Annotated in this window: 15 protein-coding genes; 7 read left to right on the top strand and 8 right to left on the bottom strand. The window is 62.7% G+C overall.

What is annotated here, in order from left to right:
- Positions 1–2 precede the first annotated feature (2 nt).
- On the bottom strand, positions 3–542 hold the full coding sequence (locus CQ019_RS11270; protein ID WP_096285505.1) for an NUDIX hydrolase family protein: 540 nt from the start codon (positions 540–542) through the stop codon (positions 3–5).
- 185 nt (positions 543–727) lie between these two features.
- Between CQ019_RS11270 and CQ019_RS11265 the strand changes: the two genes are divergently transcribed.
- On the top strand, positions 728–2,176 hold the full coding sequence (locus CQ019_RS11265; RefSeq protein ID WP_105569843.1) for an MDR family MFS transporter: 1,449 nt from the start codon (positions 728–730) through the stop codon (positions 2,174–2,176).
- Between the two features lie 133 nt (positions 2,177–2,309).
- A complete protein-coding gene (locus CQ019_RS11260; protein ID WP_105553464.1) occupies positions 2,310–3,086 on the top strand; it encodes an SDR family NAD(P)-dependent oxidoreductase in 777 nt (258 codons plus the stop codon).
- Here the strand turns inward: CQ019_RS11260 and CQ019_RS11255 are convergent.
- The 4 genes from CQ019_RS11255 to CQ019_RS11240 all read right to left on the bottom strand — a co-directional run bounded on the left by CQ019_RS11255 (position 3,083) and on the right by CQ019_RS11240 (position 10,608).
- The gene (locus CQ019_RS11255) at positions 3,083–3,982 is read right to left on the bottom strand and encodes a hypothetical protein (protein WP_105553463.1); all 900 of its coding nucleotides are present in this window, start codon (positions 3,980–3,982) and stop codon (positions 3,083–3,085) included. The genes CQ019_RS11260 and CQ019_RS11255 overlap by 4 nt on opposite strands.
- Before the next feature lie 105 nt (positions 3,983–4,087).
- Positions 4,088–5,095: a pseudouridine synthase gene (locus CQ019_RS11250; protein ID WP_105553667.1), complete on the bottom strand. Its 1,008-nt coding sequence runs from the start codon at positions 5,093–5,095 to the stop codon at positions 4,088–4,090.
- Between the two features lie 11 nt (positions 5,096–5,106).
- Positions 5,107–5,922 carry a DNA-formamidopyrimidine glycosylase family protein gene (locus tag CQ019_RS11245; RefSeq protein ID WP_105569721.1) on the bottom strand — a complete coding sequence of 272 codons (816 nt, stop codon included), beginning with the start codon at positions 5,920–5,922 and terminating at the stop codon, positions 5,107–5,109.
- A 21-nt stretch (positions 5,923–5,943) separates the two neighbouring features.
- A complete protein-coding gene (locus CQ019_RS11240; RefSeq protein ID WP_105569720.1) occupies positions 5,944–10,608 on the bottom strand; it encodes an ATP-dependent helicase in 4,665 nt (1,554 codons plus the stop codon).
- Positions 10,609–11,096: 488 nt separating this feature from the next.
- On the opposite strand from CQ019_RS11240, the gene CQ019_RS11235 reads away from it, so the two are divergent.
- The 4 genes from CQ019_RS11235 to CQ019_RS11220 all read left to right on the top strand — a co-directional run bounded on the left by CQ019_RS11235 (position 11,097) and on the right by CQ019_RS11220 (position 15,144).
- Positions 11,097–11,387 carry a hypothetical protein gene (locus CQ019_RS11235; RefSeq protein WP_105553460.1) on the top strand — a complete coding sequence of 97 codons (291 nt, stop codon included), beginning with the start codon at positions 11,097–11,099 and terminating at the stop codon, positions 11,385–11,387.
- A gap of 179 nt (positions 11,388–11,566) precedes the next feature.
- Positions 11,567–12,073, top strand: a complete 507-nt coding sequence (locus tag CQ019_RS11230) for a hypothetical protein (protein ID WP_105569719.1) — start codon at positions 11,567–11,569, stop codon at positions 12,071–12,073.
- Between the two features lie 829 nt (positions 12,074–12,902).
- A complete protein-coding gene (gene hutG, locus CQ019_RS11225) occupies positions 12,903–13,841 on the top strand; it encodes a formimidoylglutamase (RefSeq protein ID WP_105569718.1) in 939 nt (312 codons plus the stop codon).
- Positions 13,842–13,848: 7 nt separating this feature from the next.
- Positions 13,849–15,144, top strand: a complete 1,296-nt coding sequence (locus CQ019_RS11220) for a sodium/glutamate symporter (RefSeq protein ID WP_105553457.1) — start codon at positions 13,849–13,851, stop codon at positions 15,142–15,144.
- A 147-nt stretch (positions 15,145–15,291) separates the two neighbouring features.
- Here CQ019_RS11220 and CQ019_RS11215 read toward each other — a convergent pair whose 3' ends face one another.
- Positions 15,292–15,750: a 23S rRNA (pseudouridine(1915)-N(3))-methyltransferase RlmH gene (locus CQ019_RS11215; protein ID WP_105553456.1), complete on the bottom strand. Its 459-nt coding sequence runs from the start codon at positions 15,748–15,750 to the stop codon at positions 15,292–15,294.
- Between the two features lie 64 nt (positions 15,751–15,814).
- Here CQ019_RS11215 and CQ019_RS11210 point away from each other — a divergent pair, with 64 nt between their 5' ends.
- Positions 15,815–16,531, top strand: a complete 717-nt coding sequence (locus CQ019_RS11210) for a phosphatase PAP2 family protein (protein ID WP_181148432.1) — start codon at positions 15,815–15,817, stop codon at positions 16,529–16,531.
- Here the strand turns inward: CQ019_RS11210 and CQ019_RS11205 are convergent.
- Both CQ019_RS11205 and CQ019_RS11200 read right to left on the bottom strand, forming a co-directional pair.
- Positions 16,497–17,471, bottom strand: coding sequence for a D-2-hydroxyacid dehydrogenase family protein (locus CQ019_RS11205; RefSeq protein ID WP_105569716.1), 975 nt, complete (start codon positions 17,469–17,471; stop codon positions 16,497–16,499). The genes CQ019_RS11210 and CQ019_RS11205 overlap by 35 nt on opposite strands.
- 153 nt (positions 17,472–17,624) lie before the next feature.
- A complete protein-coding gene (locus CQ019_RS11200) occupies positions 17,625–19,472 on the bottom strand; it encodes a calcineurin-like phosphoesterase family protein (RefSeq protein WP_105569715.1) in 1,848 nt (615 codons plus the stop codon).
- Positions 19,473–19,598 lie beyond the last annotated feature (126 nt).

The raw sequence follows: 19,598 nt of genomic DNA, 5'->3' as shown, positions 1-19,598 counted from the left end.
GGCTAAATATTGATTCCGACATGAGCTAATGCCTGACGGAGAATATTCCCGCGGCCCCCGGCAAACGCACCCTGAATGTCTTCGCTCAGTGCTTCCGCTGGCGATAGCCAGGTCAGTTCGAGCGCGTCTTGACGCGGGGTCGATTCACCACGCACTGGAACGATATAGCACATGGCCACGGCATGCTGGCGATCGTCGGTCAGCCCGGTCTCGCTGGGAGATGGGAAGTATTCGGCGACGGTGAAGGGGACCGGAGACGCCGGGAGCTGGGGGAGCACCATGGTGCCCAGATCCTTTTCAATGTGGCGGATCAGGGCGGCACGAATGGTCTCGCGGTACATGACTCGGCCGGAGACAAAGGTGCGCAGCATGTGCCCGGTCTCGTCGCCGGTGAGCAGCAAGCCCACCTCGTTGACGTAGCCAAGCGGATCGAGGCGCACCGGGATGGCCTCGACGTAGAGCATGGGGAGGCGTTGGCGGGCTTCGTAGAGGTCCTCCTCGTTGAGCCAGCCTGGATAAGGGTCGGGCGTACGCACGTTCATAGAACCATCTTCATACATATTTGCTCGACCGTGGTGAACTTCCCGCTGTGTTGCGCAATTCACTGCCGATCCGAACTTTCCGCTCTGGTGCATTAAAAGGCCGAACTGTAGGATTAGTTGAACCGTTTCACCTTATTTTGGCGGTATTTTTCTCCTCGAACTTCTCTCGGAAGCAGTGTCCAGCCTTGACGAACGCCCCAGAGCGCTTGAGCAAAAAGAACTTCACCACGATTACGGTGCTGATCGTATCCAGCTTCGTGGTAATCCTCAATGAGACCATCATGAACGTGGCGTTGCCCGTACTCATGGTCGAATTCAACGTCACCGCCGATGCTATTCAATGGCTGGCTACGATCTTTATGCTCACCATGGCCGTCGTCATTCCAATGACCGGTTTCCTCCTGCAGAAGATGAGCACCCGCAACGTCTTTCTGCTGGCCATGGGCATGTTTGCCCTCGGCACCACGCTGGCGGCGGTGGCCCCCGGCTTTGGAGTGCTGCTGGTGGCCCGCGTCATTCAAGCCTGCGGTACCGCGGTGATGATGCCATTGCTGATGACCACGATTCTCGATCTGGTCCCTCCATCGCGTCGCGGCGTGCTCATGGGCAACGTATCTATCGTGATCTCGGTGGCTCCTGCCATCGGCCCGACGCTCTCGGGATTGATTCTGCAGTACCTCTCGTGGCGCTTCATGTTTATCGTGATCATTCCGATTGCGATCCTGGCCCTAGTCATCGGCACTCCACGCCTAGGCAACGAGGCGGGTCAGGCCAAGACCCCGCTGTCCTTCGTCTCGATCCTGCTGGCGGTGCCCGGCTTCGGTGGTTTGGTCTACGGCCTCAGCCGCCTCTCGGCAGCCGGTGCGTCGCCGCTGAACCTCGGGATCCTCTTCGTCGCGTTGCTCTGCTTGGTGGCGTTCACCGTCTTGCAGAGCCGTCTGCAACGTGAAGACAAGGCGCTGCTGGATCTGCGACCGCTGACCTACCGCGACTTCACCCTGTCGCTGGTGCTGATGATGTTCGCGATGGTGGCGCTGTTCGGCGTGATCATCTTGCTGCCGATGTTCTTCACCAATGTGCTCGGCATGGAGACACTGACTACGGGCCTGATCATGCTGCCCGGTGGCCTGCTTATGGGTATCTTGGCCCCGTTCGTCGGGCGACTGTATGACAAGGTAGGCCCGCGGCCATTGGTCGTTCCCGGTGCCTTGGTGCTCACCGCGGTGATGCTCGCCTATGCAATGATTCTGGATTCAACGACGCCGATCTGGCTTTTGGTCCTGTTGCATCTGGCGATGAGCCTGGGCCTGGCATTGATCTTCACCCCTGCGTTCACCACCGCGTTGAACCCCTTGCCGCATCACTTGCACTCGCACGGTTCTGCCCTGCTCTCCACCTTGCAGCAGCTCGGCGGCGCACTGGGCACCGCTCTGGTGGTTGGCGTAGTTGCCGCCACGACCGCTTCGAAGCTTGCCGAGGGAACCGACGAATTAGTCGCAGCCGTCGAGGGCTTCGCCCCGGGCTTCCTCGTGGGAGCCGCCTGCTCCATCGGCATCCTCATCATCGGTTTCCTGATGGGTGGCAAAAAAGAACTCGTGGAGGCAGAATCCGAGAGTACTTCTGCCATGCACTAATCCGGCACCGTGCAAAACCCTCGCAGATAAAAATCTGTGGGGGTTTTGCCGTTCCCAAATGCGAACTCTTCTCAAATCTTCCCGTGGCCGTTAGGCTAAATCCCAAGTCAACAACGCAAAAAAAGGGGATTCGATGGAACTGCAGGATACTGTCGCGCTAGTCACCGGAGGGCTATCCGGTCTGGGCCGAGCAACGGCAAGCAAACTCGCGCAGAGCGCCACCCACGTGGTGGTGCTTGATCTTCCCCGTGAAGACGGAGACGAAATTGCGGCCCAGATTTCTGCAAATGTCCGTTACGTCCCCGCGGATGTCACCCGGGCCGAAGATGTGGCGCTTGCGGTGCAACGCGCTGCCGAGTTGGGGCATCTGCGCGTCGTGGTGAACTGTGCCGGCGTGGCGACTCCGGGCAAGGTGCTCGGCCGCGAGGGAGTGCTCCCGCTGGAGAAGTTCGCCAAGGTTCTCGAAATCAATGTCACCGGCACCTTCAACGTGGTGCGTCTCGCCGCCGAAGCAATGGCGCACAGCGAAGCCGTGCTCGATGCGCAGGGCACCAGCGAGCGGGGAGTGATCATCAATACCGCATCGGTGGCAGCCTTTGACGGTCAGATCGGCCAGCCCGCCTATGCGGCATCCAAGGGAGCCGTGGCCGCCATGACCTTGCCGTTGGCCCGCGAGCTTGCGGCGCACCAGATCCGCGTGATGACCATCGCTCCGGGAATTTTCCACACACCCATGATGGACTCGCTGCCGCAAGCGGCCCAGGATTCCTTGGGCGCGCAGGTACCGCACCCTTCACGGCTGGGACGGCCGGAAGAGTATGCGGACCTCGTGGCGCACATTGTTTCTAACCCAATGCTCAACGGAGAAACCATCCGACTGGACGGCGCCATCCGCATGGCTCCACGCTAGTCCTCGGCGCGCAACCCCCGCTGGTTGCGATGCTCGGCGTGGCTGATCTGGAACCGCCGGCTTTCGGCGCAGATGAACACGATTATTGCCATGAAAACCAGCAATGCTGCGAACCACAGCGGCGCGCTCTCCTGCCGCCAGGCCTGATAGGCGGCGGCGAACATGCCAAATCCGTAACCGGTGGCCAAGGCGTGGCGGCCGCGCTCGGTCTGCGCGAATCCGGCGGCCAGGAGGGTAGCTAGAACGGTGACGATGCTGATCGCCAGCAAGTGCTCCGGCCGGTTCCAGCCGGCCGCGGAAAACCACAGCTGCAGGGTGAAGGTCAGCGAAAAGCCGGTGAAAAAACTGACCGGCAAATCGGTTGCGATACGTTCTAGGTGATTGCGGGCGGTGTGCCTGTTCATTTGGAACATGCCGTACAGCCCGAAACCGGTAGCCAGGGTGGCCAGCAGGGCGCCAGGCCAGAGGAGGAACCCGGCGGTGAAGGTCAGCGCGCAGGCCATGAGCGCCACGGCGGATAACCCATAGACGGTGATGGCCCGCTGCCTGCGTGAAGATAGCTGGTGCGGCAGTACCGAGTATCCTGCACTGGCGATCATGGTGATCGCTATGGCCGGCCACACGAAGGCGAGCACCGGCGAGGTATCGAGCAAGCCGCCCTGGGTGCTGGAACTGGTATCCAAAGCGGTGTTCAGCGAGGTGACCAGCAGCAGGACCCCGGCCAGGGCAAAGAGCGCTGCACGGACCTTGTCGAAGTTTTCCACCGCAGGATTGGGGCGGCGATCCGGGGCGGCGTAGGGCAATTGCAGGCTCTGCTTCTGCGAGGCCTCGGCGATCGCCTCCTGGGCCGAGTCCACTAGCGAACGCAAATTCTCGGTGGGCTGCGGCTCTGCCATCGGGGTACCGTCCTTGGGTAGGCACTTCTTCGACTGCGGTATCAATAACCGCCAGGTGTGTGCAACAGCCTAGGATAGTCCAACGGATTTTAGAAGAGCCGCAGGCTAAGGCGCCTCGATTAAGCGTTGCCGCGAGCTGAAACTGCGCGGCTGCCCGCTTAGCGGGTCGGTGAATGAAATCGTGTGCGCCAGCAGCTGCAGGGGGCGCGAATAATCATCTGGTGCCAAATCCCACAACCGCGGGTAGAAGGCGTCGTTGATGATGCCCAGCCCCAGCGAGGCAAGGTGAACCCGAAGCTGGTGGGTTTTACCCGAGAGCGGGTCCAGCTCCATCAGCGCGACCGGCAGGCCGGCATGGTGACCCTTGCTGGTGCCGAGGGAACCGAGCGAGATCCGCGTCTGGGCATTGGGAATCCCGTCTTCGACGGTGGCACGCAACTGGCCTTTGACCTTGGCCATCCGGTTTTCGAAGACCAGCGGCATGCGCTGCAGCAAGCCATGTAATTCTTCGGTGCTCCGTACATTGGGGTGTTCCCCATTGGCTTCGAGCACTCGCCCGGTTTCCAAGCCGTCGCCCGGCTGCAGGGCGACGACCGCCTGGTATTTCTTGGAGATCTTTCGATTCTCGAAAAGCATCTGATATGCGCCGCGGGTCCGCGGGTTCGCTGCGAAGAGGATGACACCTGCGGTGGCGCGGTCCAAGCGGTGCATGGGAACTAGCTCGGGGTTTCCGGTCTGGTTGCGAAGGCGCACCAGCGCGGATTCTTGAATGAAACGGCCGCCCGGTGTGGAGGGCAAGAAGTGCGGTTTGTCCACGGCGATCAGGTGCTCGTCCTGATGCAGGATTTTTGCTTCGAAGGGGATCGGTGTCTCAACCGGCAAGGAGCGGTAGTACCAAATGAATTCGTGCTCGCCCAGGGTGGTACTGGCGCTAAGCGGCACCCCGCCTAGGCCCACGATTTCCTGCTCTTCGAAGCGGCGCATGAGCCCTTGCGGATCCACATGGCCGAAGCGTTCGAGCAAGTAGTCGGCCACGGTTTCCCACGGTCCGTTCTTCGGCACACGCAAACGTGTTGCGTTGACGCCATTACGAACCGGGAGTGGGGAGAGCATTGCCATGGGACCTATTCTTTCATTGCCTGGCAATTCGGGCAGTAATAGCAGTCTCGTTCCATCCCGGTTTTCTGCCCGGCAAGCTTGAATACCGCCACGTTCGTCCCGCAGCGCAGACAAGGCCTCGCGGCGCGGCCGTAGACCCATAACGGTTCTCTGGTGCGGGGATCCCCGGTGGTGACACGGCGGCCGCGGTCCTTATTGAGCTGCAGGAGACGGTGGGACATCGAGATGACCGCGGGCAGGTTCTCGACCTCGCCCACGGGGGTCAGCGGATGAACTCTGGTGAGGAACAGCACCTCGCAACGGTAGATATTGCCGATTCCGGCCAGCAGGCGTTGGTCCAGCAGCGCCTCTTCGATGACCCGCTCGGGCTCGGCGAGCAGGTTCAGGGCGGCAAGCTCGGGATCCCAGTTGTCCCCAAGCAGGTCCGGTCCGAGGTGGCCGACCAGCCCCTGCTCCTCGGCGGTGGGCACCAGCTGGAGCTGGGCGATATCAAACCCGACGGCCGTCCAGGGAGCGGTATGCAGCGCTACACGGGCGGTATGCGCCGGACGCTTCCAGCGTTCCGCCGGCGCGTAGAGATCCCACCGGCCATCCATCAGCAAATGTGAATGCAAGGTCAACGGCACCTGCCCGCTGCCTTCGGGTGGGCTCAAGCGCATCAGCAGGTGCTTGCCGCGCGGCCGAACCTCGTGAACGGTGTAACCCGCCAGATCGGTGGTGGCCAGCTGCGGCACCCGGAAGTCGCTGCGGATCAGCCGCTGGCCGGCCAATGCCTGGTGCAGCCGTGCGGTGGCACGGTATACCGAATCGCCTTCGGGCATGGGACTCCTTCGTTTTGTCGACTACCGGCGGAACCGGATGCCCTGCGGAGTTGAATAGAATCCCGCCGTGAGCAGCGGTGCCGCCAACGGGTGGGAACTGACGGCCTGGCCATTAACCGTTGCGATGGCGATCTTGTCGATCTTCGCGGCCCGCAAGACCGCCACCAATTCGGTGGCGAGGAGCTGCCAGGCCTCTTCTGTGTGCTCCCCGAAGGTCAGGACCGTGCGGCCACCGCGTTCAAGATAGAGGCTCAGCGATCCGTCGAGCAGGCCGACCACGGCTCCTGCCTTGCGCCCCGGGCGGTGCCCGGTGTCGCCGACCGGCCAAGGCAGCGCCGCGCCGTAGGGATTGGCAGGATCGGTCGAGGCCAGCACGGTTGCGGCTGGTTTGCGGCGTGGGTCCTCGGGCAAGGAGAAGCCGCGCAACCGGTCGATGGTGTTGGATGTGGAGAACTGGGCGGCGCCGAGCTTTTCAACAAAGTAGCCGCGACGGGCGTGGCCGGCTTCCTCCAACTTGGTCAGGACCCGGTAGAGCTGGCCGAAACCTCCGGGGACGGATTCGGCGGCGACCGAGCCACGGGTGAGCACCCCGTAGCGTTCGAGCAATACCTCGGCGGTAGCATGCGCGGTGATAGTCGGGTCGCTGACCGGGACAGGAAGCAGGGACCATCTGGCCCCGCCGCGAATGGAACGGGCAGACTGCCCGGCTTGTTCGCGGGCCAAGCGGTTCAGGCCGGAAAGCCTGTTCAACCGGGCGGCGCGGGCACGCGGAGCCGGTTTGGCGATCTTGTGCGCGGTGCTGCCGCCGGCAAGGTAGCCGCGCACCGGGGCGAGGGTGTCAGGCGAAATAAGCCCCGCCCAGAACAGGTTCCAGCAGGAGTCGGTGACTTCCTGGGTCGTCGGCCGAGCCTCGTCCTCCGACCCGATGCGCGCGGCGAGCTCCTCGGTGAAGTAGGCGCCGGTGCTTTGGAATGAATTGAGTACCTTGAGATCCAGTGCGGTCAGGGCGCTGGCGTCTCCGCCGGAGAGGGTCAGTCCGGCATGCTCGGTGGTGTGCAAGGAGAGCCAACCATCCTTGCCGCCGGCGGCGCCTGCACCGCAGATCAGCACGTCGCCGGAACTGGTCAGTTCGTCGAGCCAGGCGCTCTGGTAAGCGCGCAGCCGGGCCGGGAGAATGAAGGATTCGAGGGCGGAGGCGGGCAGCTCGGAACCGGCCAGCTGGCCGATCACCTCGTAGAGCCCGTCGCTGCCCGACAGCTGGGAACCGACCTGTTGCCAGGCCGGCAGGAACCGCGCGTAGGTGGCTTGGTCGACGGGTTCCACCTCGGCGCGCAAGGCCGCCAGGGACCGGGTGCGGATGGTGCGCAGGACCGACACGTCGCTGAACTCGTCTCCGGAAATGCCTTCCGGGACCAGTTCCAGCGGTCGGAAGGCGCCGAGCGACAACCGTCCGGCGGCAACCAGCCGGTCCAGCACCGGACGCAGCAGGGCAACTCCCAGGCCCAATGTGGCCGCCAGCTCGGTGGCGGTGAATGGCGTGTGCGTGCGTGCGTAGCGCGAGACGAGGTCTTCGACCGGTTGCGCTGCGGGTTCCAGAAACACTGCCGGGATCCCGGTGGGCAAGGGCGTGCCCAAGGCGTCGCGAAGCTTTGCGGCGTCTTCGATTGCCGCATAGCTCAGCTCGCCACCCAAGCGCAGGGTGAAGGCGCGGCGGGTCGCGACCAGCGCCTCGGCGTGCGCTCGCGCGGCCGGCTCGTCGAGTTGTTCAGCTTCGTGCTCCGGGTGACGCAGGCGCCGGGCAAGTTCCGGCGCGGTGAGCGGGCCGAGCAAACGCAGCAGATCCGCGGCGCCCTCCAAGCCGGCGAACCGGCGGTTCGCCGCCAGATGCTGAAGTTGCTCACCGAGCTGCGCGATCACTTGGGCGTCGAGGACCTCGCGCACATCGTTGCGGCCAAGCAATTCGCCAAGCAGCACCGGGTCCAGGCTCAGCGCCGCGGCCCGGCGCTCGGCCAACGGAGCATCCGACTCATAGAGGAATTGGGCCACATAGCCAAAGAGCAAGGATTGCGCGAACGGGGAAGGAAGCTGAGTCTGCACTTCAACCAGGCGGATGGCCCGCGAGGAGACCTGGGAGAGGATTTCGCTCAGCGCCGGCAGGTCATAAACATCATTCAGGCACTCGCGCACGGTCTCCAGGATAATCGGGAAGTCCGGGTAGTTGCGTGCGACATCCAGCAGCTGGCTCGCCCGCTGGCGCTGCTGCCACAGCGGGGTGCGCTTGGTCGGGTTGATCCGCGGCAGCAGCAGCGCACGGGCGGCGCACTCGCGGAACCGGGCGGCGAACAGCGCCGAGTTGGCTACCTGCGAGGTGACCACGTCGACGATTTCATCCGCTTCGAAGGCAAAGAGCTCGGCTCCTGGAGGTTCGTCGTCCATCGCGGGGATGCGCAGCACGATCCCGTCGTCCGCGGCCATCGCGGAGGCATCCAACCCCCAGCGTTCGCGCACCCGGGCGCCGATGGCCAAGGCCCACGGGGCATGGACCGAAAGCCCGAAGGGAGAATGCAGGATCACCCGCCAGTCGCCGAGCTCGTCGTGGAATCTTTCGATAACGAAGTTCTGGTGGTTCGGTACCTGGCCGGTGGCACGGCGCTGCTCGCCCAGGTAGTTCAGCAAGTTCTGCGCGGCGTAGGGATCCAGTCCGCCGGACTCTAGCCGGGCCGCGGCGCTGCCGCCTTCCTCGGCAAGCAGCCCGGTAGTGAATTTTCCCAATTCGGCGCCGAGCTCAACGGGGCGTCCCAGCCCGTCTCCGTGCCAGAAAGGCAATTTGCCCGGCTGCCCGAAGGCGGGGGTCACCAGCACCCGGTCATGGGTGATGTTCTCGATGCGCCAGCTGGTGGCGCCGAGCGCAAAGACATCCCCGACGCGGGACTCGTAGACCATTTCCTCGTCGAGCTCGCCCACGCGTTTGGGCGCCTTGTCATCCTCGGACCCTGCGAGAAATACCCCGAATAGGCCCCGGTCCGGGATGGTTCCGCCCGAAATTACCGCAAGCCGTTGCGCACCGGGGCGGGCGGTGAGGGTACCGGCGTCGCGGTCCCAGATGAGCCTGGGCTTGAGCGTGGCGAACTCATCGGAGGGGTACTTGCCCGAGAGCATATCCAAGGTCGCCAGGTATACGCTGCGCGGAAGCTTCTGGTAGGGAGCCGCCCGGCGGACGGTATCGAACCAGGCCTCGACGCTCAGCTCGTCCATCGCCACCGCTGCCAGGGTTTGCTGGGCGAGCACATCCAGCGGGTTGGCGGGGATGACCATTTTCTCGATGGCGCCCGCTCGCATCCGCGTGACCACCAAGGCGGTGGAGAGCAGGTCCGCGCGGTGCTTCGGGAAGAAAATGCCTTTGGACACCGAACCGACCTGGTGCCCTGCGCGGCCTACCCGCTGCAGCCCGGAAGACACCGAATTGGGGGACTCCACCTGGATGACCAGGTCAACGAGTCCCATATCGATACCGAGTTCCAAGGAGCTGGTGGCGACGACCGCGCGCAGGCGGCCGAGCTTCAAATCCTCTTCGATTTGGGCGCGGGAATCCTTGGAGACCGAACCATGGTGCGCCCGGGCCAAAAGCGGTGCCTGCGGGTCGCTGGGCGCGCTGGATCCGGCTTGGGCCATCATCGCCGCCGGGCTGGAGCTTGCGGTATTCTCGGCGGCGAAGCCTTCGCGTTCGGCGTAGATTTCGTTCAGCCGCCCGGTGAGCCTTTCGGCCAGCCGACGCGAGTTGGCGAAGATGATCGTCGAGTGGTTTGCCAAGACCAGGTCCACCAGCTGGTTTTCCACATGCGGCCAGATGCTTGCGCCGGCCGTTGGCGAAGAACCGGGGCCCAAATCGTGGGCGCCCGCCGCCGAGGGCAGATCGGTCATATCCTCTACCGGGACCCGCACCGCCAGTTCCCATTTTTTGGTGGAAATGGGACGCACAATATTTGCCGGGGCCGAACCGGCCAGGAAGCGGGCTACCTCTTCGGCAGGTTCCACGGTGGCCGACAACCCAATGCGTTGGGCTGGGGTGGGCAGCAGGGCATCGAGGCGTTCAAGGGACAACGCCAGATGGGTGCCGCGTTTGGAACTGGCGATGGCGTGGACCTCATCGATGATGATGGTGTGCACCGTGGCCAGGGTTTGCCTCGCCTGGCTGGTCAACATGAGGTACAGGGATTCGGGCGTGGTGATCAGGATATCCGGCGGGTTCTTCAGTAGCTGACGGCGCACATTGGGGGGAGTGTCTCCCGAGCGCACGCCCACCGAAACCGAGGGCTGGGAGATCCCAAGCTGATGGGCCGTGGCGCGGATTCCGGCTAGTGGGGAGCGCAGGTTTCGTTCGACGTCCACGCCCAGCGCCTTCAGCGGGGAAATGTAGAGCACCTTGGTGCCGCTGCCCGAGCCTTGGGACTTCTCCGGCTCGAGACCCGGAAGGGCGGGCTTGGGAATCTCGGCCTGATGGAGCCGGTCCAGCGCCCAGAGGAAGGCTGCGAGGGTTTTGCCCGAACCGGTGGGAGCGATCACCAGCGTATGGTGCCCGCTGGAGATTGAATCCCAGGCGCCTTGCTGGGCCGCGGTTGGCTCGGTGAACACGTCAGTGAACCACTGGCGGGTCGCGGCACCGAACCGGGAAAGAATCTCACTCATATCTTCGATCTTAGGGGTGCGAACCGACCAAGCGAGGCCTGGCGGCATCCAAAGCCGAACTGAATTGCGCTGCTGCCAGGGGCGCTATTCGCTCTGTCTGCCCCATAGCGTGACGCACATGCTCAGCTTCGACAAATTAGGTTGCGTTTCTTCGCTGTTGGGAGAAGTAACAAAGCAGGACCGAAGAAACTTCGGTTCCACTTCAGGACGTGGCGCCACGTCCTGAATCAGTAGGGCAGGCATTTATCTCTCGTTTACCGATGATGCTAAGCAACTCAGCACCGTCTCTAGGCTCAACTTATCTCTGTGGTGTCCGGTTCGTTCTGAAAATTTCGACACCCCTACTTAAGTATGATTTACAAGTATTTCGGCATTGACTATGCTCAATATAGCAAATCGTCAGGAGTAAGCAGGTCTTCTGTTCGGTGAGCTTTCCCTTCGAGGGCACGGTACCCCTCGGTTTAGGCTACAGGCAACGCAGGAGGAAAATGCTGAAATTTTTTGGACTAACCAAGGATGACGCAGATGATGGAACATTGCCCATCTGGCAGGGTGCAAACAAGAAAAAACGGGTAATCTACTTTTCAGTTTCCCTAGTTCTGGCGATAGCTGTCTTTTTTGTAACGTCATGGTTGCTCGCAGACGTGCAACCAAAAGACTTCACCAAATATATCCCCGGCATGTTTGCATCGGGACTGCTCTTGTTTTCTACCGTGGTATCTGAACGCTCACTGCTGCGTGCTAAAGAAGGGCCCACGCGAAACGAAGACGAGCAGTAAATAGATAAGGCAACGTCCTTTTGTTTATATTTTGGAGAATGTGTGTCGATGTTTAAAAGCGCGTTGTGATGCTTTGCTCGGGGGTTCTCGTAGGAACTCTTCTAGTAGCAGCACCAAGCAGTGCTCTTGCGGCTGAAAGCCCTACCGTACCTTCAGTCGCTGTCGGGCAGCCCAAGGCGGTGGCGCTCGATCTGACTTCAAACCGGTTCGAAGATTGCCCTACGACAAATATTGAGGCCCCGAAAGCTAGCAAGCTCGGCGATAATCTAGGTCCCGGAATCACGGAAGAATTTGATACGGCAACACTCGTGGTTATCAACAAGTCGCGGATCGCCGCGGGCGAACCGGCTTTCGGAGTAAATGTCAAAGCTATGCGTTATTTCGATTCTGGACGGATCGCAACCCTGAGCGCTAAAGGCACGATCATTGAGGAAGTCGCTCCTGCCTATTCCAATACTCAAAACCTTGTTTCTTCCACAATTGCCCAACCAGCCGGTTGGCTTCATCCTGAAGTCAAGCGAATAATCACCGCCTGTCTGGGTGTTGGCTCGCATGGTGCTGCAACTTTTGAGCTGTTCCTTCAAGAACTAGCTACTCCTAAAAACGCTGCAAAGTTCGTCATTCGTCGCCTTGGCGTGTTGGGTGCGATCAGCTGTGCCGGCGGCATTATTTGGGAATACCTATAAACGACTTAGGGTAAAAATATCTTCCCCACCACTGAACAAAAGCCTGGAACACCTATGCTCATGGTGCTCCGGGCTTTTGCCTTGACTGCCGTAAGTACAGCATTAGTCCTCAGGCAAACCGCCCTGGACAGCTCGCGAAAAGAGCTGTCGTGCCGCTGGAGCCGGTCCAGCGCCCAGAGGAAGGCTGCGAGGGTCTCGCCAGAACCGGGAAAGAATCTCACTCATATCTTCGATCTTAGGGGTGCGAACCGACTAAGCGAGGCCTTGCGGCATCCAAAGCCGAACTGAATTGCGCTGCTGCTAGGGGCGCTATTCGCTCTGCCGTCCTCTGCTGCCCGGCCCGGCGGTTGACCTGACCCCCAGTCGCAAATGCGGCTTGCTGCGCCAACTCGTTTTGGCTCTGGCCATCGAATGTGAGGCTCGCGTCGAGCCGCTTCGAGCGGTCGAATCCAATCGAATATTTGAACGTTAAAGAATGCGGTAGGGTGAGCTTTGGTCGGTTTTTCGCGTTGCCGACCACCGATTCCGGCCAAAAATCGGTGATTCTTGGCACAATCGAGTGCCCGGAATGAGAGCTGAATCGCTCCACCTTGTAGTGCCCATCACCCTTCTGACCCCATGTTTCGGCACTTTAACTGGCGTCCTGCTTCCAGCCCCGGCAGCAGGCAGGCAAATTGGCAGTTCGAATTAGTTCCCTAGAATTTTCTCTGGCCGAGAATTTGCTGCTGATCAAGCGCAAGGGCCGAACCGAGTGAAAGAGGCAGCTCCGTAAAGCCGAACTGACCGAACGTATCCGCGACCCCGCGGCCAAGCTGAGCGAAGGAACGAGATGACCTTGAATGAAGCCGGACCCTGGTCCGGGCGCGATGACGGTCCCGGGGTGCAGAACGCACGCTGGCACAACACCATCAAGCCGTGGCGGCCAGGCGCGGGAGCCGGTGCCACGCTGCTGGGCTTCGCCAGCGACGAGGGCGTGCGCCGCAACAAGGGCCGCACCGGGGCCAAGACCGGCCCCGCGGCGCTGCGCGCGGCGTTGTCTTCCATCGCTCTTCAGGAGCCGGCCAACCTCTTCGACGCCGGTGACGTGATGGTTGAAGGCCAAGAGCTAGAAGCGGGCCAGGAAGAATTCGCGAATGCGCTAGCCGGCCTGTTGCGCGACGGCCAATTCACCGTGGGGCTGGGCGGCGGACACGAGATCACCTTCGCCTCTTATGCAGGCATCGCCAAAGCGCTGGGTGCCGCCGGTCCGTGGAGCCTGGGCTGCCTGAATATCGACGCGCACTTCGATTTGCGCGTCGCGCAGGCGGCTACCTCGGGCACCGGGTTTGCGCAGATCGCCGCGGCCGAGGCGGCCGCGGGCCGTCCATTCCGCTACGCAGCGGTGGGCATTTCCGAGGCGTCCAACACCAAGCTGCTCTTCGACCGTGCGCAGGACCTCGGCGTGCAGGTGCTGCTCGACACCGAATGCCACCTGGGCAATCTCGATGCGGTGCGGGAATTTGTTGCCGGCTTCGCCAGCTCGGTGGATCACCTGTACCTGACCATCGATCTGGACGCCTTGCCCGCGTCGGTGGCGCCGGGGGTGAGCGCGCCGGCCGGCTACGGCATTGGCCTGGAGGTGGTGCGTGCCATCGTGCTGGCGGCAGCGGCCAGCGGCAAGCTGCTTCACGCAGACATCGCCGAATTGAATCCCGACTTCGACATCGACCAGCGCACCGCCCGCACCGGTGCCCGCCTGGTCCACGACCTCATCATGAGCAAAGGGTAAAAGCTATATGGATATACAACTTGACCTGGTGCAGACTTCGGCCCTGGCGATGATCTTGCTGGCCGGTGGCGAATGGGCCCGGCGCAGGATTGGCTTCCTGCAGCGCTTCTGCATCCCGGCCCCCGTGGTGGGCGGCTTCTTGTTCGCGCTTCTGGTGCTGGCGCTGCGTCAGACCGACGTCGCGCAGATCCAGCTCGACACCACGTTGCAGACTCCTGCCATGGTCGCGTTCTTCACGACCATCGGCCTGGCCGGTTCGCTGGCCACCATCAAAAGGGGCGGCAAGCTGCTGCTCATCTACTTGGTGGCCTGCTGGTCCCTGGCGATCATGCAGAACGTGATCGGGATGGGGATGGCCAAAGCCGTCGGTATCGAGCCGATGCTCGGCATCATGGCCGGGGCGGTAGGCCTCGAGGGCGGGCACGGCAACGCCGCGGCCTTCGGCCCGACCGCCGAGGCCATGGGTTTCGAGGGTGCGACCACGGTGGCGATTGCCTCGGCAACCTTCGGCCTGGTGGCCGGCAGCATGCTCGGCGGCATGACCGCTAACTTCCTGGTGGCTCGGCATAACGTGCAGATCCCCGAGAAGGCCGGGCTGCTGGGCAAGATGGCAGTTGCCGGGACCGTAGCCAAGAACATGGTGACCGGCGCCAATGCGGCCGGAGGCAAGGACGGCGCGGCTGCGGTAGCCACCGACCGGCGGACCGGGGACGCCAACGCCGAGGGCGAAGGACTCCAATACAACCGGCTGCTGACCGTCTTGGTGGTCATTGCCGCGCTCATGGTTGCCGGCACGGTGCTCGGCGGCTGGCTTTCGGAGATCACCGGCCTGACCCTGCCCGCGTACGTGGGGGCGATGATCGTTGCGGTGATCTTCCGCAACGTCAATGACAAGCTGGGCTGGTTCAAGATCAGCGACGAAGCGGTCGAGCTGATCGCAAAGTTCACCCTCGGTTTCTTCCTGACCCTGGCGATGATGAGCCTGAAGATGTGGGAGCTCGCCTCGCTGGCCGGCCCGCTGGTTCTCATCCTGGTGGTGCAGGTGCTGTTCATTCTGGCGTTCGCCGTATTGGTGGTCTTCCGGATGCTCGGCAAGGACTACGACGCGGCCACCATGGTCGCCGGCTTCATCGGCCACGGCATGGGCGCCGCACCCAACGCGCTGGCCAATATGGATGCCTTCAACTCCAAGTTCGGCGTCCGCTCCGAGCGGGCGTTCCTGATCGTCCCGCTGGCCGGCGCCGTGCTGATCGACATGGTGGCGCTGCCATGGATCGTGTGGTGCATGAACCTGGTCGGCTAGCCGAGCCAGGGGAGCCAACCCGCCGGCCACCGGCCGGCGGGTTGCTGTCTTTGCGCCTCGAAAAATCTATCTCTATTGCCGGTTTTGCCCCAGGGACTGCGCCAGCTGGGGGCGCACCAACTCTAGGTCCTGTGCGCTAGCACCGGTCTACACGTGGTGGTATTTGCCTCCGGCGAGGATGTCCTGGGCGCGGTAGAGCTGTTCGGTGAGGATCAGCCGCACCAGTTGGTGGGGGAAGACCAGCTTGGACAGCGACCAGGCGAAGTTCGCGCGCTGGTGGACCGAGGCGTCCACCCCGTAGGCGCCGCCGATGATGATGACGACATTGCGCGAGGAATCGATCGGAGCACGAAGCGTGTCCGCCAGCGTGGGGGAGTCCACGTTCTTGCCGCGTTCGTCCAAGAGCACCACGAAGTCATCCGCGGAGATCTTCGCCAAGATCCGTGCCGATTCCTCGGTGCGTGCCGCGTCGTTCTCGCGCGATGAATGGTTGAGCAGCTGCCAGGACAAATCGAAGGGCTTCTTCAGGCGTTTTGCGTAGCGGGAGATTCCCTCCTCCACCCAGGACTCGTGCTTCTTGCCAATGGCTAAAACCTTGATCGTCATGTGACTATTCTTCCGCATGAGCCGGCATCGCCGGTGCGCCCGGCTGGCCACTACGATGGAAGTCATGAGATCTTCCTGGTACTTCCGTCAAGGTCAACGGCCCCGCGGCACGCAGATCCTGTGGATCATCTTTGGTCTCGTGGTTGCCATGTTCTATTTCACCCGCCGCGTGCTGGTCTCGCTGCATGTGGGCGGCTGGGCCAAAGACCTGGATGAGCCGGCATACCGCTGGGTCTTGGAGCATCAGGTCCCCGCGTGGCAATCCCTCGCCGACCTGCTGTACTTCTGGGGTTCCACCCCGGGAATGACGCTGATCATGCTGGTGCTGACCGGGTTGCTGTGCTGGTTCACGCGCAGCGTTTGGCCGTTGGCGGCGGTCGCATTCACGGCGCTGGTCTCGGTGCTGCTGACGGTGCTGCTGAAGGCGAATCTTCGGGTGCCGCGTCCGCAAGGGATCCCCGGCGGACCTGCGCCGCCCGAATCGTTCTCGTTTCCCAGCGGGCATACGCTGAACGCGATGGCGCTGATCGGCATCGCCAGTTACCTGGCCATCGTCTACGGACTGCGCCGCTACGCCTATCTGATCGCGACCCTGGCCGGGCTGTTTATCCTCGCCATGGGTGCCTCGCGCATCTACCTCGGGCATCATTGGGTCTCGGACGTGGTGGTGGGGCTGCTCATCGGGGCCGCCTGGGCCGCGGTGGTAGCGATCCTGCATTTCTACTTCGTGCCCCGGCGGTCGGTGGCTAGCCGCCCATCACGCGGATCGGCGAACCCTTAGCCCAGGCGCGGATGTTCTCCACCGAGTCACGGTAGAACATTTCGAACTGTTCGGCGGTCACGTAGCCGATATGCGGGGTGGCTATCAGCCCGCGCGTGCGGGTGAGCTGGTCAAGCACCGGCAACGGTTCCACATCGAATACGTCCACGGCCGCCAGCCGCAGCAGCTGGTTTTCCAAGGCGGAGATCAGCGCCGGGGTTTGCACGATGCGGCTGCGCGAGGTGTTCACCAAGATCGCTTCGGGCTTCATCCAGGACAGCTGCTTGGCGGAGATGGCCCCGGTGCTGCGCGCGGAGAGCTTCAAGTGGACGGTGAGCACGTCGCTGGTGGCGAAGAGCTCGGCCTCGGAGACCAGCTCGACGCCCACTTCGGTGGCCCGGGCCTTGGTCAGGTTCTGGCTGTAGGCGATCACGCGCATGCCAAAGGCCAGTCCGACCTTGGCCACCCGCGAGCCGAGATTCCCTAAGCCATACACGCCCAGGGTTTTCCCGGCCAGCCCGATGCCGAAGGTCGACTGCCAGGGCGCGGATTCGGTGCGCGGCGAGTCGGTGGAGAACAGTTCCACGTCGAGCCGGCGGGCGGCGGCGAGAATCAGCGCCCAGGTGTGTTCCACGGCGTCGGTCGGAACGTACCCGGTATGGGTAACGAGCACATCGTGCGCCGCGGCAGCGTCCAGGTCGATCGATCCATTGCGCCGGCCGGTGGAAACCAGCAGCTTCAGGTTGGGCAGCCGCTGGAAGCGGGCTTCGCTGAAGGGTGTGCGCTCGCGCATCGCCACGATGGCATCAAAGGGTTCCAGCGCCGCGCAGACGGCGCTGTCCTCGTGGCCGAGGTGCTCGTTGAAGACGGTCAATTCGGCGTTCAGCTCGGCCGCGAGCTCGTCGAAATCCGCGAAGTCGCGAGCCGCGTTCTGGTAGTCGTCCAAGATAGCAATGCGCATGCCTTCATCATATGCGTGGGCGGGCTTTGGCGCCGCAGCTTTGAGCCAATGAGTCGGCCGCGCGGGACCGGCGGGACCGGCGGGGCAGGCGAAGGCACAAAGAAGGTGGCGCCCGCATTGGATTATGCGGACGCCACCAGCAGCTGCTGCAGATTACTCGGTGACCTCGAAGGAGAGCTCCTCGGTGAAGGAGCGCCCGTGGACATCGGTAGCGGTGACCGTGGCGGTGTGTGCTCCCACCGTCAAATCCGTGGGCAGCTCAAGACGCCACAAGTGGTTAGTCTTCTCGGCCAGCCCGCCACCGTGGACGAACTGTTCGGCGATGGCCACCGGATCGGAGTATTCGGCGCCCACCAGTGGTCGTTCCCCCGCCATCTGCTGGGTGCGGGTGGCCAGCGAAGCTTCTTCGCCATCCAGGGTGACCTCCACGCTCGATCCGGTGCTGCCCATCCAGAAGTTCGTGGTCAGCCAGGTCTCTGCGGAGAGCTCGGCTTGGCTCACGGACAGCGGATTTTCAAGTGGGTCCACCGTGCCGCGTGGCTGGTCGACATTTTGTGCGTACCATTCGCGGTAGGCCGGGGTGTTCAGTCCCAGCGCCATCTGCTTGGTCTCGTCGCCGCCGGTGACGGTGAAGCGTTCGGTAATGGCATCATTCTTGATATCGAGGGTCAGCACGCCCGGCGGGGTGCCGTCACGCTGGATGGAAGTGGGGTAGCCGCTGTCGGTGACTCGGCCCGCGTACCACTGCCCGGAGACCGCAGGGACCGTCAGGTGGGTGAAGGGCAGTCCCTCCGCCCCAACCTCGTCACGCCATCCGTCCAACAGATCCCCGGCACGCAGGTTCTCGGACATGTGCGTGTGCCCGCCCAGCGACACGACTTCGCGGCCCTCAAGGATCTCGTAGATTTCCTTGACCTGCTTGGTGGTGTGCGAATCGCTGTAGAAGAATTCCAGCAGCGGGCTGTGCCCGGCCAGCACGATGGCCTTGTTCTTGGGAACCTTGGCGATATCCGCGCGCAGCCATTGAAGCTGCCGCTCGCCCAGGTCATAGGTGTAGTCGCTCTTCTTGGCGGGAACTTTCGTGGGGTACGCGATGGTGCTCAGCGCGACCACGTGCGTCTTGCCGGCGTCATAGGAGTAGTACTCCGGGCCGAACTGGGCGCGGTAGCTGTCGAATTCGTGCTCGCCGTCCAGGGCGTCAAAGTCCATGTCGTGGTTGCCTGGAAGGAAGCGCGCTGGCCCGTTGAGCATGGAGGTCAGCTCGCGGGTCTGCGCGAACAAGGACAGGTCATCTCCGACCAAGTCGCCAATGAACAGCGCCCCGCATCCGGTGTAATCGTTGCGTTCGGCCAGATCGGTGAAGACGCCGCTGCGGGCGAATTCAACTTCTTCCTGATCATAGGTCTGCACGTCCGCACCGATGAGGCAGCTCTGCTCCGGGGATTGGGTGGCGGAGCTGCGCGTCAGTGGGAAGTTGACGGCTTGCGGCAGCGGGCCGGTGGGCTCGATTCCGCCGTATTTCAACTCCGGCGAACCTTCCGGAAGGTGGGTGTAGGAGAACTGGGCGACGTTGTGTTCATCAACCGGCACCTGGTAGCCGCGTGGTTGGGTGACGAACATAGTCATGTTCTCGAAGGACGGCAACTCGTAGCGTCCCTGGCCGTCTGTGGTGGTCACCTCTCGTCCATTGGAGACGGTGACCCCTGGCCTGCCCGGTTCGTTGGAGTCATGCTTGGAGTTTTGGTTGCTGTCCTCGAACACCACGCCATCGATGGTTTTCGGGGTTTCAGCCTGGTCTTGGGTGGAGGCGGGAATCGCTTCGACGGTGCCGCGGTAGGCGCTGGATTCCCAAGTGGCGCTGGATGTATTAGCCGGCTCCGGAATGGGGGACGAATTCGCTGCGGTAAGGGCAACTGAGGTTGCAACGACGACGAGAGCGCCTGCGGTGAGTCGTACGGGGGTGATGCGATTGGTTTTGCCGGGTCGAGCGAATGATTTCACGAACGTTCCTCCGGGGTGGTGGCAATCTGCCGGACCTTTGACCGGCCAGAGCCAACGCTGCCAGCCGGAGGTAAATAGCAACCCCTGCTGAGGTAATCTCGAATAATCGATCTCGTTAAAACTAAC

This window comes from Arthrobacter sp. MYb229 (assembly GCF_002975405.1).
Classification (GTDB): domain Bacteria; phylum Actinomycetota; class Actinomycetes; order Actinomycetales; family Micrococcaceae; genus Glutamicibacter.
The sequence above is the reverse complement of the archived record's forward strand: the minus strand, read 5'-3'. Positions and strand labels throughout refer to the sequence as shown.

Bases quoted from the DNA above. Each gene is read 5' to 3' on its own strand.
- CQ019_RS11270 (WP_096285505.1), bottom strand. From the start codon at position 542: ATGAACGTGCGTACGCCCGACCCTTATCCAGGCTGGCTCAACGAGGAG.
- CQ019_RS11260 (WP_105553464.1), top strand. From the start codon at position 2,310: ATGGAACTGCAGGATACTGTCGCGCTAGTCACCGGAGGGCTATCCGGT.
- CQ019_RS11255 (WP_105553463.1), bottom strand. From the start codon at position 3,982: ATGGCAGAGCCGCAGCCCACCGAGAATTTGCGTTCGCTAGTGGACTCG.
- CQ019_RS11250 (WP_105553667.1), bottom strand. From the start codon at position 5,095: ATGCTCTCCCCACTCCCGGTTCGTAATGGCGTCAACGCAACACGTTTG.
- CQ019_RS11245 (WP_105569721.1), bottom strand. From the start codon at position 5,922: ATGCCCGAAGGCGATTCGGTATACCGTGCCACCGCACGGCTGCACCAG.
- CQ019_RS11240 (WP_105569720.1), bottom strand. From the start codon at position 10,608: ATGAGTGAGATTCTTTCCCGGTTCGGTGCCGCGACCCGCCAGTGGTTC.
- CQ019_RS11235 (WP_105553460.1), top strand. From the start codon at position 11,097: ATGCTGAAATTTTTTGGACTAACCAAGGATGACGCAGATGATGGAACA.
- hutG (WP_105569718.1), top strand. From the start codon at position 12,903: ATGACCTTGAATGAAGCCGGACCCTGGTCCGGGCGCGATGACGGTCCC.
- CQ019_RS11220 (WP_105553457.1), top strand. From the start codon at position 13,849: ATGGATATACAACTTGACCTGGTGCAGACTTCGGCCCTGGCGATGATC.
- CQ019_RS11215 (WP_105553456.1), bottom strand. From the start codon at position 15,750: ATGACGATCAAGGTTTTAGCCATTGGCAAGAAGCACGAGTCCTGGGTG.
- CQ019_RS11210 (WP_181148432.1), top strand. From the start codon at position 15,815: ATGAGATCTTCCTGGTACTTCCGTCAAGGTCAACGGCCCCGCGGCACG.
- CQ019_RS11205 (WP_105569716.1), bottom strand. From the start codon at position 17,471: ATGCGCATTGCTATCTTGGACGACTACCAGAACGCGGCTCGCGACTTC.